This is a genomic window from Mesorhizobium sp. WSM4307, assembly GCF_007003945.1.
Taxonomy (GTDB): domain Bacteria; phylum Pseudomonadota; class Alphaproteobacteria; order Rhizobiales; family Rhizobiaceae; genus Mesorhizobium.
Genome location: NZ_VFTB01000001.1, coordinates 115,074 through 131,245, shown reverse-complemented (window position 1 = coordinate 131,245; position 16,172 = coordinate 115,074). Strand labels below are relative to the sequence as shown.

General features: G+C 61.8%; 13 protein-coding genes. 10 read left to right on the top strand and 3 right to left on the bottom strand.

Annotated elements, in window-relative coordinates; genetic code table 11:
- Positions 1-250: 250 nt before the first annotated feature.
- From FJV83_RS00565 to FJV83_RS00545, 5 genes are read left to right on the top strand one after another with little or no spacing between them, the layout of a single operon-like run.
- A complete protein-coding gene (locus FJV83_RS00565; protein ID WP_142887182.1) occupies positions 251-3,007 on the top strand; it encodes an AMP-binding protein in 2,757 nt (918 codons plus the stop codon).
- Positions 3,004-3,987: an NAD(+) synthase gene (gene nadE / locus FJV83_RS00560; RefSeq protein ID WP_095793613.1), complete on the top strand. Its 984-nt coding sequence runs from the start codon at positions 3,004-3,006 to the stop codon at positions 3,985-3,987. Before FJV83_RS00565 ends, nadE begins: the two co-directional genes overlap by 4 nt.
- Positions 3,988-3,993: 6 nt before the next feature.
- Complete coding sequence (gene asnB / locus FJV83_RS00555) at positions 3,994-6,021, top strand: asparagine synthase (glutamine-hydrolyzing) (protein WP_095793614.1); 2,028 nt, start codon at positions 3,994-3,996, stop codon at positions 6,019-6,021.
- Entirely contained in the window at positions 6,011-7,564 is a 1,554-nt protein-coding gene (locus FJV83_RS00550) for an AMP-binding protein (protein ID WP_185973474.1), read from the top strand. Before asnB ends, FJV83_RS00550 begins: the two co-directional genes overlap by 11 nt.
- Before the next feature lie 55 nt (positions 7,565-7,619).
- Entirely contained in the window at positions 7,620-7,886 is a 267-nt protein-coding gene (locus tag FJV83_RS00545) for an acyl carrier protein (protein WP_095775544.1), read from the top strand.
- A gap of 54 nt (positions 7,887-7,940) precedes the next feature.
- Here FJV83_RS00545 and FJV83_RS00540 read toward each other — a convergent pair whose 3' ends face one another.
- Positions 7,941-8,633: a class I SAM-dependent methyltransferase gene (locus FJV83_RS00540; RefSeq protein ID WP_142887183.1), complete on the bottom strand. Its 693-nt coding sequence runs from the start codon at positions 8,631-8,633 to the stop codon at positions 7,941-7,943.
- A gap of 96 nt (positions 8,634-8,729) precedes the next feature.
- Complete coding sequence (locus FJV83_RS00535) at positions 8,730-9,689, bottom strand: aldo/keto reductase (RefSeq protein ID WP_095775542.1); 960 nt, start codon at positions 9,687-9,689, stop codon at positions 8,730-8,732.
- A gap of 604 nt (positions 9,690-10,293) precedes the next feature.
- Here FJV83_RS00535 and FJV83_RS00530 point away from each other — a divergent pair.
- From FJV83_RS00530 to FJV83_RS00515, 4 genes are all read left to right on the top strand, one after another.
- Entirely contained in the window at positions 10,294-11,256 is a 963-nt protein-coding gene (locus FJV83_RS00530; protein WP_142887184.1) for a helix-turn-helix domain-containing protein, read from the top strand.
- Positions 11,257-11,400: 144 nt separating this feature from the next.
- On the top strand, positions 11,401-12,918 hold the full coding sequence (gene adh / locus FJV83_RS00525; RefSeq protein ID WP_095775540.1) for an aldehyde dehydrogenase: 1,518 nt from the start codon (positions 11,401-11,403) through the stop codon (positions 12,916-12,918).
- A gap of 67 nt (positions 12,919-12,985) precedes the next feature.
- Positions 12,986-13,324 (top strand): DUF779 domain-containing protein, encoded by a 339-nt coding sequence (locus tag FJV83_RS00520; protein ID WP_095775539.1) that lies wholly within the window; start codon positions 12,986-12,988, stop codon positions 13,322-13,324.
- A gap of 167 nt (positions 13,325-13,491) precedes the next feature.
- A complete protein-coding gene (locus tag FJV83_RS00515) occupies positions 13,492-13,923 on the top strand; it encodes a potassium channel family protein (RefSeq protein ID WP_095775538.1) in 432 nt (143 codons plus the stop codon).
- Positions 13,924-13,935: 12 nt separating this feature from the next.
- On the opposite strand, the gene hemN is transcribed toward FJV83_RS00515, so the two are convergent.
- A complete protein-coding gene (gene hemN / locus FJV83_RS00510; protein ID WP_142887185.1) occupies positions 13,936-15,285 on the bottom strand; it encodes an oxygen-independent coproporphyrinogen III oxidase in 1,350 nt (449 codons plus the stop codon).
- A 157-nt stretch (positions 15,286-15,442) separates the two neighbouring features.
- On the opposite strand from hemN, the gene FJV83_RS00505 reads away from it, so the two are divergent.
- Complete coding sequence (locus FJV83_RS00505) at positions 15,443-16,171, top strand: Crp/Fnr family transcriptional regulator (RefSeq protein ID WP_185973475.1); 729 nt, start codon at positions 15,443-15,445, stop codon at positions 16,169-16,171.
- The last annotated feature ends 1 nt before the right edge of the window (position 16,172 follow it).

Below are 16,172 nucleotides of genomic sequence, written 5' to 3'. Positions count from 1 at the left end.
CGAGCCACACCAACGTTCATTTGAATGATCTTTCATATATGCCGGAGGCACGCGGGATTGGCCCTTGGCAAGCGTCTCAAGATCGGGGACCTCCGGGCGGACCGGCCGTTACCGAAGGGGAATTGGAGAACGTCTTCGAGGCCGGGAGCGGGAAAGCACTGTCTGATCAAGATCGAGGCATCATCCGAATGATTGATGAAAAGATTTCGGTAGCGAGTGATGGTCGACGTTCAGCTTGGTGGGGCCCTGAATGTCTTCAGCGTATTTGCAGTCTGAAGCGGTGAATGAAGATCTGCGGGTGGATTGTCGACCGACGACGACCCGCGGATGGTCAGATATTCCCGAATACGCTCTTGACGAAGGGGGACCCCTCTGGCGCCCCTATCAGCGGATGGGCGCCGGGTTTGCCGACATTCCCGTCTTCGATCACCTTAGAAACGTCGCAAGGCAATATCCCGACAAGGTCGCGATCGGCGACGGCGCCAATCGCCTGACTTATTCCGAGCTTTTCCGGGCTGTCGAGACATTGTCGCACCGTATCGCTACCGTCGTTCCCGAAGGACAGGCGGTCGGAATCCTTCAGGCCAACTCGGCCTGGTACGCCGTGGCGATACTGGCCAGTATGGCGGCCGGGCGGCCTTCGGTTCCGCTCAACATGAGAGATCCGGGCTCTCGGATCATCGAGATCGTGAATGCCGCGCGGCTCGGCGCCATCTTAGGCGCTGGAAATGTTCGCCTAACCGATTTGCCGCAGGAAGTCCTATGGATCGATATTGCGGCTGGCGTCGCGCCGAACGGTCAACAGGCATCACAGCAGCCACAGCTCCCTTCGGTTTCCGTCGATGCGCCCGCAATGGTGCTTTACACATCAGGTAGCACCGGACGCCCCAAGGGCATCGTCAACAGCCAACGCAGCCTGCTGTGGCGCGTCCGGCAATATGTCGACGCGTGCCATATCAACGCGGATGACGTTTTCCTGCCGCTGACCGGGCCTGCCACGATCGCCGGTTGCCGGGAGATTTTTACTGCACTGCTGACTGGCGCCACGTTGCACCTTCTCGAGGTGGAGGCGGTCGGCCTCCGCGCTGTCCGCGCTCGGGTTCAAGCCGAAGGTGTGACGATCGCCTATCTTGTGCCGGCGCTGCTTCGGGCACTGTTGACCGAGGCCCCTGCTGACGCTTTCCAGTCGCTCAGAGTGGCACGGATCGGTGGCGAGAAGGTGTCGTGGACGGACATCGCCTTGCTGCGCAAAGCCGTTTCGAACCAGTGCCTGATCCAGATCGGCTACTCGTCAACCGAGACCACCGGCTCGCAATGGTTCCTGCCGCAGGATTGGCCGGAGCAAGACGCATCGATCCCCGTCGGCAGGCTGCTTCCCGGGATGGCATTCGCTATCGTCGACGACGCAGGACACGATGTCGGGACAGGCGAGAGTGGAGAGCTTCTGATCAAAAGCCCCTATGTTCTGCTTGGTCATTGGGAGAACGGCGTCGTCATTCCCGCGCGGCCGGACCCGGACGATCCCGGTGTGCGGGTTTTTGCGACGGGCGACCTCGTTCGGCTGGACGACGATGGCCTGTTGCGCATCGTCGGCCGCAAGGGGCGCCAGATCAAGATCAATGGTCGACGCGTCGAGCCCGCCGAGCTCGAACGGGTCCTGCGTTGCGCGCCTTCGGTGGCGGATGCCGTGGCAATCGTGACGCCGGCCGAGGAACTCATCGCATTCGCGGTTGCCCAGCGCTTCGCCGGGGCTGCTTTCGCGGAGGAGCTTCGTCAGCTCGTCAGAACGACGTTGCCGGCGCCGCTGCGTCCGTTGCGGTTGCACACCATCGCGGAGATCCCACGCTTGCCGGGAGGTAAGGTAGACCTGGCAACGCTCACCGAAATGGATCGTACGGAGAGAAAGACCGCGCCAGCCGTCCAGCCGCCCGCTGCCCGACCGCTCCCCGCAGGAGGCCAACTGAATACAAGGCAAGTGGTGCAGCACGCGTGGATGCAGGTTCTCAACATGGGCGCTGCGGTGGGAAATTGGGATGAGGCGGGGGGAGATTCGCTGCAGCTGCTGCATTGCGTCATGGCGATCGAGAGCGCCATAGGGCAAGAGCTGGGCCTCGAGGCCTTCACCGTCGGTATGAGCTTCGACGAGATGGTTGAGGCTGTCGTCTCCGCACAGGCGGGCGAACGACACGCGAAGAAACATCACCCTCCGGTTCTTTTCCTGTTCCCAGGGTCCGTCGGTTATGGTCCGAGCCTGGCTGCGTTCGCAGCCGCCATGGGCAAAGTCGCCCGCGTGAACCCCATTCGGTATCCTGGCCTCGCCGCGATATTGGACGGACATAACAGCCTCTCCGCCATGGCTGCCGCCGCAGTCGAGCAGATAGACCGCGCCCAGCCTGACGGCCCTGTGCGACTTCTCGGCCATTCGCTTGGTGGCGCGGTTGCGTTCGAGGTCGCGGCACGGCTTCTGGCGGCCGGTCGATCGGTAAGGTTTTTGGGTATCCTCGATACGAGCCTTCTGGACGAGCCGAGCAACCATTGGGAGACACTTACCCGCACATTCCATCGCATTCGCACCAATCGCATATCCGCCCACCGGATGGCTTGCCGAGCTCTTGCCAAGATCACCGTCGCCATGGGCTGCGAGGCGTATCTCGCCAGGATTCTCGACCGCTTTGGCAAGGGAGAGTTCAGCCCGACAAGCTTCAGAACCAAACTGGAACTGCAGGAAGTCTTGCGGGCGCGGTCTTTCTTCCAGTGGCTCGCGGCACCCAAACCGGCCCTGCCCATCTCCGGCACCTTGTTCCGATGCCGTCGGGAGGGAATGCCTCGGGCCCTGGGCTGGGAAAGCGCTCTGGCGCATTTGGACGTGGTTCCGATCATGGGCAACCACATCGACCTTGTCATAGAGCCCAATCTTGCCACCAACCGCCCGCTCATCGAGACGGCCGTCGTGCGGACCTACTCCCCGGCCGAGTCTCGCAAAAGGGAGGATCTGTCATCGACGTGATCTCACACTTCAGCAAGGACATGCTGGTGCTCGATGCTCGTGCGGAGGTCGATCGCATCGTTGACACCTTGCGCAAGCAGGTTCTTGGCACGCTCCGCCGTCGCGGAGTGGTTGTCGGCCTTTCCGGCGGCATCGACAGCTCCGTCGTCGCGACCCTGTGCACACGGGCGTTCGGCAAAGACAAGGTCTTGGGCCTGTTCATGCCGGAGCGCGATTCCTCCGGCGACTCCCTGAGACTTGGCCGCCGTGTCGCGGCACAGCTTGGCATTGAGAATATCCTGGAAGACATAGGCCCGGCAGTGGAAGCCGTCGGCGCCTACCGTCGGCAGATCGAGGCGATCCGGACCGTCGTTCCCGACTATGGGGACGGCTGGAAATGCAAGCTGGTGATCGAACCGGTTCTCGAGAGCAACGGCCTCAACATCACCCGACTAACCGTCCAGGATCCGGAGGGCAAGGTCGACACGGTGCGTCTGTCGCCTGCCGCCTATCTGCAGATCGTCGCCGCAACCAACTATAAGCAGCGTCTGCGCAAGATGACGGAATACTACCACGCCGACCGCCTCAAATACGCGGTTGCGGGGACACCAAACCGTTTGGAGTACGACCAGGGGTTTTTCGTCAAGCAGGGCGACGGAACCGCCGACGTGATGCCGATCGTCCACCTTTACAAAACCCAGGTTTATCAGCTCGCGGAATATCTCGGGGTGGACGAGGAAATCCGCCAGCGGGCACCGACCACCGACACATTCTCCATGGCGCAAAGCCAGGAGGAGTTCTACTTCGCGCTGCCCTATCATCTGATGGATTTATGCCTCTACGGCCTAAACCATGGGATCGCCAGCGAGGAGGTCGCGGCGGTTGCCGGCCTCACCGAGCCCCAGCTGCAGAAAGTCTTCAAGGACATCGACGCGAAACGGCGGGCCGCCCACTATCTTCACGCGCGGCCTTTGCTCTCCGTGGAAATTGGCGAGGATTGACCGGGAATGTGCGGCATCGCTGGAATTGTGACCCTGAACGCCGCGGCGGCTTCTCCTTCACGCGAGGCGCTGATGCGGATGGTGGGCACGCTGGCGCATCGCGGGCCGGACGAGCGCGGCATCTACCGCGACAAGCGTGCAGGGCTGGCGCATGCCCGCCTGTCCGTCGTCGATCTTTCCAGCGGCCAGCAGCCGCTTGCGGACACAGGCGATACGACCTGGATCGTGTTCAACGGCGAGATATTCAACTATGTCGAGCTGCGGGAAAAGCTGATTGCGCTTGGCCACCGCTTCCGGACCCGCAGCGACACGGAGGTCGCGCTGCATGCGTATCGCGCATGGGGCGAAGCGGCCTTCGAGCGGATGAACGGCCAATGGGCAATCGCAATCTGGGACTCAATAGCAGGTCGTCTCGTCTTGTCGCGCGACCGGTTCGGCATTTGCCCCCTGCATTTTTGCGAGCATGCGGGCCGCCTTTATTTCGCCAGTGAAGTGAAGGCCATTTTCGCAGCCGATCCAGCCATCCCTCGCGCGTTTGATCCTGCCGGCCTCGATCAGACTTTCACGCTCTGGACTGTCGTTCCACCGCAAGGGGTATTTCAGGGAATCCACGAGCTCGTACCGGGGCATGTCCGCATCTACCAGGATGGCACCGTTCGCGAGCAGGTCTTTTGGCAGCCTTCCTACCCCGAGAATATCGGAGCGCAGCACGGCGAGTTCAGCGGGTCGTGCGATGACGCGGTGGACCGCGTGCGTGACGCCCTCGAGGCCGCGACGGCACTCCGAATGGTGCGCGCCGACGTGCCTGTCGGGTGTTACCTGTCGGGAGGACTGGACAGCTCGCTTGTGGCGACACTGGGAAGGCGCTTCGCCGGCCGACGCTTCCAGACCTTCTCCTTGCGTTTTGCCGACGCCGAATATGACGAGACCCGCTTCCAGCGGCTGGTTGCCGAAGCAACCGGCAGCGAGCACCATGAGGTGGTGGTTTCGCGCGGCGATATCGCGGCAATCTTTCCTGAGGTGATCTACCATACCGAGCGGCCGATACTGAGGACCGCCCCGGCGCCGCTGTTCCTGCTATCGAGGCTGGTGCGCGAGCGTGGCATCAAGGTCGTGCTGACCGGCGAAGGTGCCGACGAAATGTTCGCCGGCTACGACCTGTTCCGTGAAGCCAAGGTCCGCCGATTCTGGGGACGCCAGCCGGCGTCGACACGACGCTCACGCCTCCTGGAGCGTCTTTACCCGTATCTCACCCGCTCGCCGGTGCAACAGCAAGCGATGGCGCGCCAGTTCTTCGGACGCGGGATCGAGGCGCATGACGCGCCCGGCTTTGCCCATGACACGCGCTGGCGCAGCACCGGCGCCATCAAGCGCCTGTTCTCCGCGGATCTGCGCGCCGATTCCCAGCGCCGCGACGCCGTGTCGGAGTTGCTTGGCAGTCTGCCCGCGGCGTTTTCGCGCTGGAGCCCTCTTGCGCAGGACCAGTATCTCGAGGTCCAGACGTTGATGTCGGGCTATCTGCTTTCCTCGCAGGGCGACAGGATGCTGATGGCTCACTCCGTCGAGGGGCGCTTTCCGTTCCTCGACGATGAACTTGTGAGGCTCGCGAATTCACTTCCGCCTTCCTACAAGCTGCGTGTCCTGGATGAGAAGCACGTGCTGAAACGCGTGGCGGAGCCGATCGTGCCCTCCGAGATCGTAACCCGCAAGAAGCAGCCATTCCGGGCGCCCAATGCGCTTTGCTTCGCTGACGACGCCGCACCTGAATACATTCGCGAAGCGCTTTCGGAGACGGCGATACGCAAGGCGAATGTTTTCGATCCGGCTTCGGTCACACGCCTGCTTGGCAAGTGCCAGGCCAGGACCGGTGACGGTGATCTTTCCAATGCCGACAACATGGCGCTTGTCGGCGTGCTGTCGACCCAGCTCCTGCACCAGCAGTTTGTCGCGAGCTGTCCCGGTGCAACACACGTGCGTGGGCTCAGCGTCGACGTCGACCGCGAACATCGGGAGGAGCGCTTGCATGTTGCATGATGCCGTACCCCTGCTGCATGACTACCTCGCCCACTCCGCCGGCCGGCTCGGCGACAAGGTAGCGCTGGTGTGCGGCAAGCAACGTGTCACCTATGGCGAGCTCGAGGCGCGCGCCAATGCAATCGCCACGGATTTGGCCGCATCAGGGGTCGCGCGCGGCGACCGCGTGATGATCTTCGCCGACAACACGGTCGAGACGGTGGTGAGCTTCTGGGCTGTACTCAAGGCGAATGCGGTGGTGTGCATCGTCAACCCGCTGACCAAGAGCGACAAGCTTGATTATCTGCTCAACGACTGCCTACCGGCGGCGCTGATCACCGACGCGCATCTGCACTCGATCTTCCGCGAACCGGCGCGCAGCTGCCCGTCACTTCTGCGGACGATCGTTTCCGGATCGATCGATGATGACGAGCTCTCCCGATTGCCGCAAGCCATACGCTGGGACATCGCGGTCGCCGCCGGCGCCGCGCCGCCGGCGCGGCGCTGCATCGATATCGATCTTGCCGCCATCATCTACACGTCCGGCTCGACGGGGGAACCCAAGGGCGTGATGCTGACGCACAGGAACATGATGACCGCGTGCGCGTCGATCGCTTCCTACCTCGAGCTTGCAGAGGACGAGGTGATCCTCAATGTCCTACCCCTCGCCTTCGATTACGGCCTGTACCAGATGGTCATGGCGTTTCGCACCGGCGCCCGGCTGGTGCTCGAACGTTCGTTCGCCTTCCCGGCGCAGGTCCTTGGGCTGATCAGGCAAGAGGGGGTTACGGGTTTCCCCGGCGTGCCGACCATCTTTGCGGCACTCTCCGAGCTCAAGTCCCTCAAGGACCAGGATTTCTCAAGCATTCGCTACGTCACGAACACCGCGGCGGCCCTGCCCCTCAAGCATATTCTCATGCTTCGGGAGCTGTTTTCGAGCGCACGCATCTATTCGATGTACGGCCTCACCGAATGCAAGCGTTGCACCTATTTGCCGCCGGAGGATCTCGCGCGAAAGCCGTTGAGCGTCGGGATCGCGATCCCGAATACGGAAATGTGGATCGTCGACGAACATGACAGAAGGGTCGGCCCCGGCGTCGTTGGCCAGCTCGTCATTCGCGGCGCGACAGTCATGAAGGGCTACTGGGGCAAGCCCGAAGCGACGGCCAGGAAGCTCAAACCCGGCCCGTTGCCCGGCGAGCAGGTCCTATATACCGGCGACTACTGCCGGATGGACGCGGAGGGCTACCTCTACTTCGTCAGCCGCGGTGACGAGATCATAAAATCGCGAGGCGAGAAGGTGGCGCCGAAGGAAGTGGAGAACGTCCTTATGGATATTCCCGGCGTCCGGGAAGCAGCGGTCATCGGTGTTCCCGACGAACTCCTTGGGCAGGCGGTTAAGGCGTTTGTCGTGATGGAGAATGGAAGAACCATCGGCGAAAAACAGCTGCAGATGGAGTGCCAGAAACGACTGGAAAACTTCATGGTTCCGAAGTCCATCGTCGTCGTGGCCAGCCTACCGATGACGGATACCGGCAAACTCAAGAAAACGGCCCTGTCATGAGGTGGGCGCGGGGACGAGGTCGCTTATTTTATTGTGTCTTACAGAGGGCGAATTCATGTTGACGATCAAAGACCGCACCGGAACCTACAGCGAGCAGATCCGCAGTTTCCTGGTTTCGAATTTCTACGTGAGCGACGTGAAGGCATTGATGAGCGACACGTCCTTGCTCGACCAGGGCATCGTCGACTCGACGGGAGTGCTTGAGATTATAGGCTTCATAGAGGAGACCTTTGGCATCATCGTCGAAGACAGCGAGCTCTTGCCTGAAAACCTCGATTCCATTCAAGGGATCGAGCAATACATCATCCGCAAGATGAATTGATTGCCGGCGTAAAGCCCAGACCGGTTCGCGCAATTGCTCTGGGTTTCCGCACGCTCATGCCTGCGCCTTGGCTTGTCCCAGAACCACCCGGCCCTCGCCCGCTTCGTTCGACACAGCGCGGATGTTCTCGTATGCCTTGCCGCGCTCCAGCAGTCCCATCACCTGCCGGTCCTGGCCAAGGCCGACCTCGAAGAGCAGGGTGCCGCCAGGCCGCAAGTATCGTGGCGCGTCCTTCACCACCCGCATATGGATGCTCAGGCCGTAAGGGCCGGCCGCGAACGCTTCGCGCGGCTCGAGTTCGACCAGATGCGCGCGGTCGCCCTCTAGCCGCTTTTCCGAAATGTAGGGCGGATTGCAGACGATAATGTCGATCGTTCCGTCGAGCCCAAGGCCCGAGAGAGCGTCGAACAAATCGCCCTGAAGCACCGAAACGCGGTCAGCCATGCCGTGATGGGCGGCGTTACGGCGTGCCACGTCGACGCATCCATCGGTGAGGTCGCTCGCCCAGACACGTGCGGTGGGAATGCGGTGGGCGATGGCACACGCCAGATTGCCAGTGCCGCAGCACATGTCGACGATGCGCGGCGCCTGCAGGTTCATTTGATGCAAAACACCAAGGGCCGTCCTGCCCAGCAATTCCGTCTCTGGCCGGGGGACGAGCGCACCGGGCGCGACGAGCAACTCAAGTCCCATGAAAATGGCGCGGCCCGTGCCATAGGCGTCGGCGACACTGAACTCTTTGCTCATGGCGAACCCGCTGGCTTAATGTTTCCAGTATAGCTGTTCGGCATTCCTGCGCCAGTCAAACCTGTGGTTGGAGAACCCCGGCAAGCTGCCAGCCGATTAGTCTTTGACACCCATGTCGAGCGCGGCAATGACGGCATTCAGGCGCTCGGGTGTTAGATCGTTCTTCAATCGCCGCAGATTGAAATCGAGGTGTTCCTTCTTGAGCATGGAGACCAGGGTGACGCCGGCCGAATTCGTTGCGAATGCGTAATCGGCGAGAAATGCGATAGCAATTTCAGTGGGACTGCCGCGGTATCCGAGGTCACCAAGAGCGACCAGTATTCCCTTGCGCGCATTGAATTTCGCGACGATTCGATTGAGGCCTGAGAATGTCCCGTGCGTTACGAACGTTCTGTGCCGGTGAACGCGCGCCTTCAACTTGGCGAGGTTTGACTCCAGCGGGGTATTGGCAATCTGCACGAACCGATAAGGCAGCGATTCCTGGAGAGCCGTCATTCCGGCCTCGAGGTCTCCCGCGACCGAGATGGCCCGGGCCTTCCCGTCCTGAATCACGCGCTCCACGGCCCGGATGATATCCTCGCGAACAAGCTCTTCGGCGGTCGGACGATGCAGTGCGAGGACATCGACATAATCCGTGCGAAGACGCCTCAGGCTTTCCTCGACACTGGATCTTATCAACGCCGCGGACAGCGGCACCTTGAAAGGCGTGGGGCGCACTCTTGAAGCATGCTGCTTAAGCGCCGGAACCGTCGCAACAGCGATCCGCGACAACGGCTTCAGCAGTCGCATGGTGGCGGAGGTCTTCGGCGGACGCATGCCAACCTTGGTGCAGACGCAGACGCTATCCCGTTTCCTGGACGCAAATTCACCCCAGATCGATTCAGCCATGCCGTCGCCATACGAAGGCGCTACGTCGTACCAGGTCACCCCTGCTTCGTAGGCGCGTTCCAAGGTCTCGATGCCCTTGCGAACTCCGATACGAGAGCCAAGCGAAGCGCAGCCAAAGCCGATACTTGAAACCTTGCTGCCAATAGCTTCGACAAAGACCAGCTTCATGGCAAAGCCTCGTTTTTGATACCGGCATCAAGCCGCCGCTGTCTCAGTCGAATGATCTTTTTGTCTTTCTGTCAATAGACAAGAAAGAAAGCCATGAGCCCGCGCCAGTGCAAAAGGTGGCATTAAATAGCATATCTGCGCGTCTCGGATCGTGATCACGGTGACTGCATGCAGAACAGAAACGGATTCTTAGTCAGGCAAAAATTCCCCCAGAAAGATAGTGGCGGGCCGGACGGTATATTTATAATTTTGATTTTATTGATTTTTTCGTGGGCCGGGACGTTCGCGAGGTTTATCTGTATGCCTTGGCGGCGATTTCAGCGACCGGGCCGTAGTGAGCAGATCTTTGCTCTCGATCAAGGAAGCCCCAGTTCATTGTGCTAGATTTTGAACCAGCTGAAGGGCGCCTGGGAGCAAAGAATGTTCTCGCCGAGGAGGGCTATGGCTTGGCCGGATATCGCAGTTCGATGACTCCGCCTCTGATTCTTCTGTCGAATTGACAGTGTCGTGATTGAAAGCCGAACCTGGCATGGCACCAGCGCTACCTTGTCTTGAAGCAGCGATGGTCCGGGGGCTGAAGGAAAGACTGGTTTTGGGAGGAAGCATGGGCGAGGACCTATCCGGTCATCATGCCGACCGCATTCAGGCCGCGATCGCTTCGGACGCGGCGGCGAAATCCGCGCTGGTCGCGTCCTGGCGACGGTCTTCCAATTTGCACCGGCTCGATCCAACCGACTGCAGTTCCCCACGCTACCTCACGGAGACGGAGCTGGGGCAGGCCCGCCAACGTATCGAACCACTCGTCCGGGCCGCGCAATCGAGTCTGGACCGGCTCTATCTCGCGGTGGGCGGCGTCGGGTGCTGCGTCCTCCTCGCCGATCGTGATGGCGTGCCCGTCGAACGGCGCGGCGCGCCTGTGGATGACGAAACGTTTCATTCCTGGGGTTTGTGGACTGGCGCCGTCTGGAACGAGCAAAGCGAGGGCACCAACGGTATCGGCACCTGCCTGGTCGAACAGCGCGCGCTGACGATCCACCGCGACCAGCATTTCCATACGCGCAATACGGGGCTCAGTTGCACCACCGCTCCGATCTACGACCACCAGGGAGATCTGGTGGCCGCGCTCGACGTGTCGTCCTGCCGCGCTGACCTGACCGAAGCTTTTGCCAACCTTATTTCGCTAGCCGTTATCGACGCGGTGCGTCGGATCGAGGCAGAGAACTTCAAAATGGCATTCCCCAAGGCCCGCATTCTGCTGGCGCCGGTGGCCGACAAAGGCTCCGGCGCACTGATCGCCGTGGATACAGACGATTTGGTGGTCGGCGCGACGCGGTCGGCTCGCCTTGCGCTTGGAATCACCCAGCAGTGCCTGGACAAGCCGATGCCGGCGACCGATCTGCTCGGCTGGGCCGGCCCCGAAGTGCTTGCCGAGGCGGAGCGCGGTGTTCTGCAGCGGGCGCTCGCGCGGGCGGACGGAAATGTCTCGGCCGCGGCCCAGGCGCTGGGCATCAGCCGCGCGACGCTTCACCGCAAGCTCAACCGCCTGGACGTCCACAGGTCGCACTGACCATTCGAAACCTCATACGGCTGTCGCAATTCTGCGACACATCCCGCCCGCCCGCTGTCCCCGGGGCGGTGACATTGGCGGCCTAAATCGCAACTCTCTTCCGAAGCGTCGCATCCCGCGACGTCAGCTTTGGGAGGAAGACACATGAACAAGGTTGAATTCTCACGCCCGGTCAAGGCGCCTTTTGACAAGCGCTACGGCAATTTCATCGGCGGCAAATGGACCGAACCCCGCTCCGGCCGCTACTTCGAGAACCACTCCCCGGTGAACGGCCAGCTGCTGTGCGAGGTGGCGCGCTCGGATGCCCAGGACATCGAGGCGGCCCTGGATGCGGCCCATGCCGCCAAGGACGCGTGGGGACGCACCAGCGTGGCAGAGCGGTCGCTTATCCTCAACCGCATCGCCGACCGCATGGAGGAGAACCTCGATCTGCTCGCCTGCGCCGAAACCTGGGACAACGGCAAGCCGATCCGAGAAACGACCGCGGCCGACCTGCCTCTGGCCATCGACCATTTCCGGTATTTCGCTGGCGCCGTGCGCGGCCAGGAAGGCAGCCTTTCGCAGATCGACGACGACACGGTCGCCTATCATTTCCACGAGCCGCTCGGCGTGGTCGGCCAGATCATTCCCTGGAACTTCCCGCTGCTGATGGCATGCTGGAAGCTCGCGCCCGCGCTTGCGGCCGGCAACTGCGTCGTGCTGAAGCCCGCCGAGCAGACACCGGCCGCCATCCTGCTCTGGGCCGATCTTATCGGCGATCTGCTGCCGCCAGGTGTGCTCAACATCGTCAACGGCTTCGGCCTCGAGGCCGGCAAGCCGCTCGCGTCGTCGCCGCGCATCGCCAAGATCGCCTTTACCGGCGAGACCACGACGGGCCGGCTGATCATGCAGTATGCCAGCCAGAACCTCATCCCCGTCACGCTGGAGCTGGGCGGCAAGTCGCCCAACATCTTCTTCAAGGACGTCGTCGCCGAGGACGACGATTTCTTCGACAAGGCCATCGAAGGCTTCGTGATGTTCGCGCTGAACCAGGGGGAGGTCTGCACCTGCCCGAGCCGCGCGCTCATCCATGAATCGATCTACGACAGGTTCATGGAACGTGCCCTCAAGCGCGTCGAAGCGATCGTGCAGGGCGATCCGCTCGACCCGGCGACGATGATTGGCGCCCAGGCTTCGTCCGAGCAGCTTGAAAAGATCCTGTCCTACATCGACATCGGCCGCCAGGAAGGCGCCGAGGTGCTGACCGGCGGCGCCCGCAATGTTCTGCCCGGCGACCTGGCGGGCGGCTATTACGTGAAGCCGACCGTGTTCAGGGGCCACAACAAGATGCGCATTTTCCAGGAGGAGATTTTCGGACCGGTGGTTTCGGTCACGACCTTCAAGGACGACGACGAAGCGCTCAGCATTGCCAACGATACGCTCTACGGGCTCGGCGCCGGCGTCTGGACACGTGACGGCAACCGCGCCTATCGCTTCGGCCGCGCGATCCAGGCCGGCCGCGTCTGGACCAACTGCTACCACGCCTATCCCGCGCATGCGGCCTTCGGCGGCTACAAGCAGTCCGGCATCGGCCGCGAGACGCACAAGATGATGCTCGACCATTATCAGCAGACCAAGAACATGCTGGTCAGCTATAGCCCGAAGAAGCTCGGCTTCTTCTGATCGGCTGTTTGTCGCACAGGCGCGGCTCCGCGAGGGGCCGCGCCCAAGACTGGAGATCGGAAAGACCATGCACGCAAAGGTCACGGCGACGCCGGCCGCCCTCGAACTGGTCGCGGAGATCGTTGCCGAGCATGGGCCGGTGCTGTTCCACCAATCCGGCGGCTGCTGCGACGGCTCTTCGCCCATGTGCTATCCGCGCGCCGGCTTCATCGTCGGCGACCACGATGTACTGCTCGGCCACATCGAAGACGTACCCTTCTACATCGGCGCGTCGCAATTCGAGGCCTGGAAGCACACCGATCTGATCATCGACGTGGTGCCTGGCCGCGGCGGCATGTTCTCGCTCGACAATGGTCGTGAGAAGCGGTTCCTGACGCGGTCGACGATCTGCGCCGTCCAGATGTGATGTCGGTACATCGGGCTGCTTGCCCTTTGTCCCAGTGAAAGGAACGCACCAGAAAAACAGACGCGTGGACAACCGACAGGCGGCAAGAAGCGCGTGCTTCGGTTCTCATCCTCCATCGGTTTGATCTTGCACAATGCAAAGCGCCGCTGCGCCGCTACGATCAGCATATGGTCATAAATCTGTTCGCCGGCACGATCGTCATCAGCCTGACGGTCCTCATCCATACCTTCGGTCTCATCGCGATTACCCACGCCATGGCGCACCTCGTGGCTCGCTTCCGCATGCACGGCCGTCGCAGCCGGGTGGTCGCGATGATCAGCGTCGTCATGGGGCTCTTTGCCGTTATCACAGCCGAGGTGTGGCTGTGGGCCGGCGTGTATCTTGAACTCGGCGTCTTGCCGGACTTCGAGACCGCGCTCTATTTTTCCACCATTACCTTTTCGACGGTCGGATATGGCGACGTGGTTCCCGCCCATGGCTGGCGCGTGCTGGCGGCGCTCGAGGGCGTGAACGGATTTCTGCTCATCGGCTGGTCGACCGCCTACCTAGTCGCTGCCGGAACGCGCATCGGCCCGTTCAGGGTTGGCGAGCACTTCTGACCGGACAGGCGCTCAGACCGCCACTGAATGCCTGGCTGCGCCGGCTTCGAGGTACTTGTCGAACTTCGCTGCAACCGCCCTGACAAGCGGGCGGCTGTCCTTCGGCACGACGAAGTTTTCGCCGTCGAGCCGAAGCAGCAGCCCGCCGCCGCTGATCGCAAGTCGACTTGCCATGGCCAGGAGACTCTGGCCGACGTCGCCGAAGCGCTCGACCAGTTCGATCGCCGAGAAGGCGAAATGGCACATCAGACGCTCGATGATCCAGCCTCTCGCCAGATCGTCGACGCTGAGCTCGATGCCGCGCGCCACTGCCAGCTGTCCGGAATCCACGGCCTTCTCGTATGCGCCGGTTGCGACGATGTTCTGGGCGTAGCCCTGGCGGTATCGGCTGATCGCGGAAGGCCCGAGCCCAATCAGCGTCTCGCAATTGTCCTCTGTATAGCCCTGGAAATTGCGGCGGATCTTGCCGGTGCGAGCCGAGATGGCGAGCGTATCGTTCGGCTTGGCGAAATGGTCCAGCCCCAGGGCCTCGTATCCGGCGTCCACGATCAGCCGGGCGGCGAGCTGCGATTGCGCCAACCGTCCGGCGGAATCGGGGAGCCATGCTTCGTCGATCATCGTTTGATGTTTCTTGAACCAAGGCACATGCGCGTAGCCGAACAGCGCCAGCCTGTCGGGCTGCAGCGTCAACGCCTGGGCGACGGTGCGAGCAACACTCTCGAGGGTCTGGTGCGGCAGTCCGTAGAGCAGGTCGAGGTTCACCGAATTCACGCCACGCGCCCGCACGGCGTCCACCACGCTCTTGGTCAGCAGGAAGGTTTGCTCGCGATTGATGGCTTTCTGCACCTTGGGGTCGAAATCCTGAACGCCTAGGCTCGCCCTCGTCATGCCGATCGCGGACAGGGCGTCGAGCCGGGCCTCGTCCATGTCGCTCGGATCGATTTCGACACTGAGGCTGGCATCGTCGAGCACATCGAAACGATCCCGCAGCGCTTTTCCAAGCGACAGGATGTCCTCGGGATTCAGCATCGTCGGCGAGCCGCCGCCGAAATGGATGGCGCGCACCCGGCCCTTGCCGCGCACGAGGCGGCCAACCGTCTCGATCTCCCTATGCAAGGAATGCAGAAAGGTCGCCACCGGCTGATAGTGCCGGGTCTGCTTGGTGTGGCATGCGCAGAACCAGCACAGCTTGTCGCAGTAGGGAATATGCAGATAGAGCGATATCTCGTCATCGCTTTCGAGCGCTTCGAGCCAAGTCCGACAGACAGCCGCATCAACCCCCGGGTGGAAATGAGGCGCTGTCGGATAGCTCGTGTACCGCGGTACATTTTCGCCAAGCCTGGCGGCCACTTCCGGTTGCATGTCGCTTCCTCTGTGTTTGCAAGGTCAAGGCAATGGCCGCAACCGCGCGCCAATGCCTTGATTTCGGTCAAAGCCTTTGCACCGGACAAACTGTCACAAGGCTTTTTCAATGGCCGACACTTATCTTGCCGATACTGAGTATCCTCGGACGATCGTGATGACAGTACGTCAAGATGTTCATAGCGCCGGCATTCCCGTGCTTTGCCAATCATGCGAGGCGCGGCATCGCGGCGTCTGCGGTGCGCTCGACCCCGATCAATTGGTCGGGCTCGCCAAGCTTTCGTCAAAGCACACCATTGAATCGGGCGTGGAACTGATTGGCGACGCCGAGACCGTCGACAGCTATTCCAACGTGCTTTCCGGCGTGGTGAAGCTGACGAAAAGCCTTTCGGACGGGCGCCAACAGATTGTCGGGCTTCAGTTTGCTCCCGATTTTCTGGGGCGGCCATTCAAGGTGGAAAGCGCTATCAACGCCGAAGCGGCAACGGCCGTCTCCCTGTGCTCGTTTCCAAGAGCGTCCATCGAGAGAATGATGAGGGAATCGCCAGAGCTCGAGCATCGCCTGCTCAAGCAGACATTGAACGAGCTTGACGAAGCACGCGACTGGATGGTGACGCTGGGGCGCAAGACGGCCGCGGAAAAAGTGGCGAGCTTCCTGGTGATGATTGCCAGAAACATCGATCCCACGCGCGATCCGGCCATCAACGCGACGAGCTTCGAGCTGCCGCTCACACGCGCCGACATCGCCGATTTCCTCGGCCTGACGATCGAGACGGTGAGCCGCCAGTTGACCCGGCTGCGGACAGACGGGCTGATCCGGATCGAGAACAATCGACATGTGACGGTGACCAGCCTTAACCGCTTGGCCAGTCGCTCCGGCGCCTGAC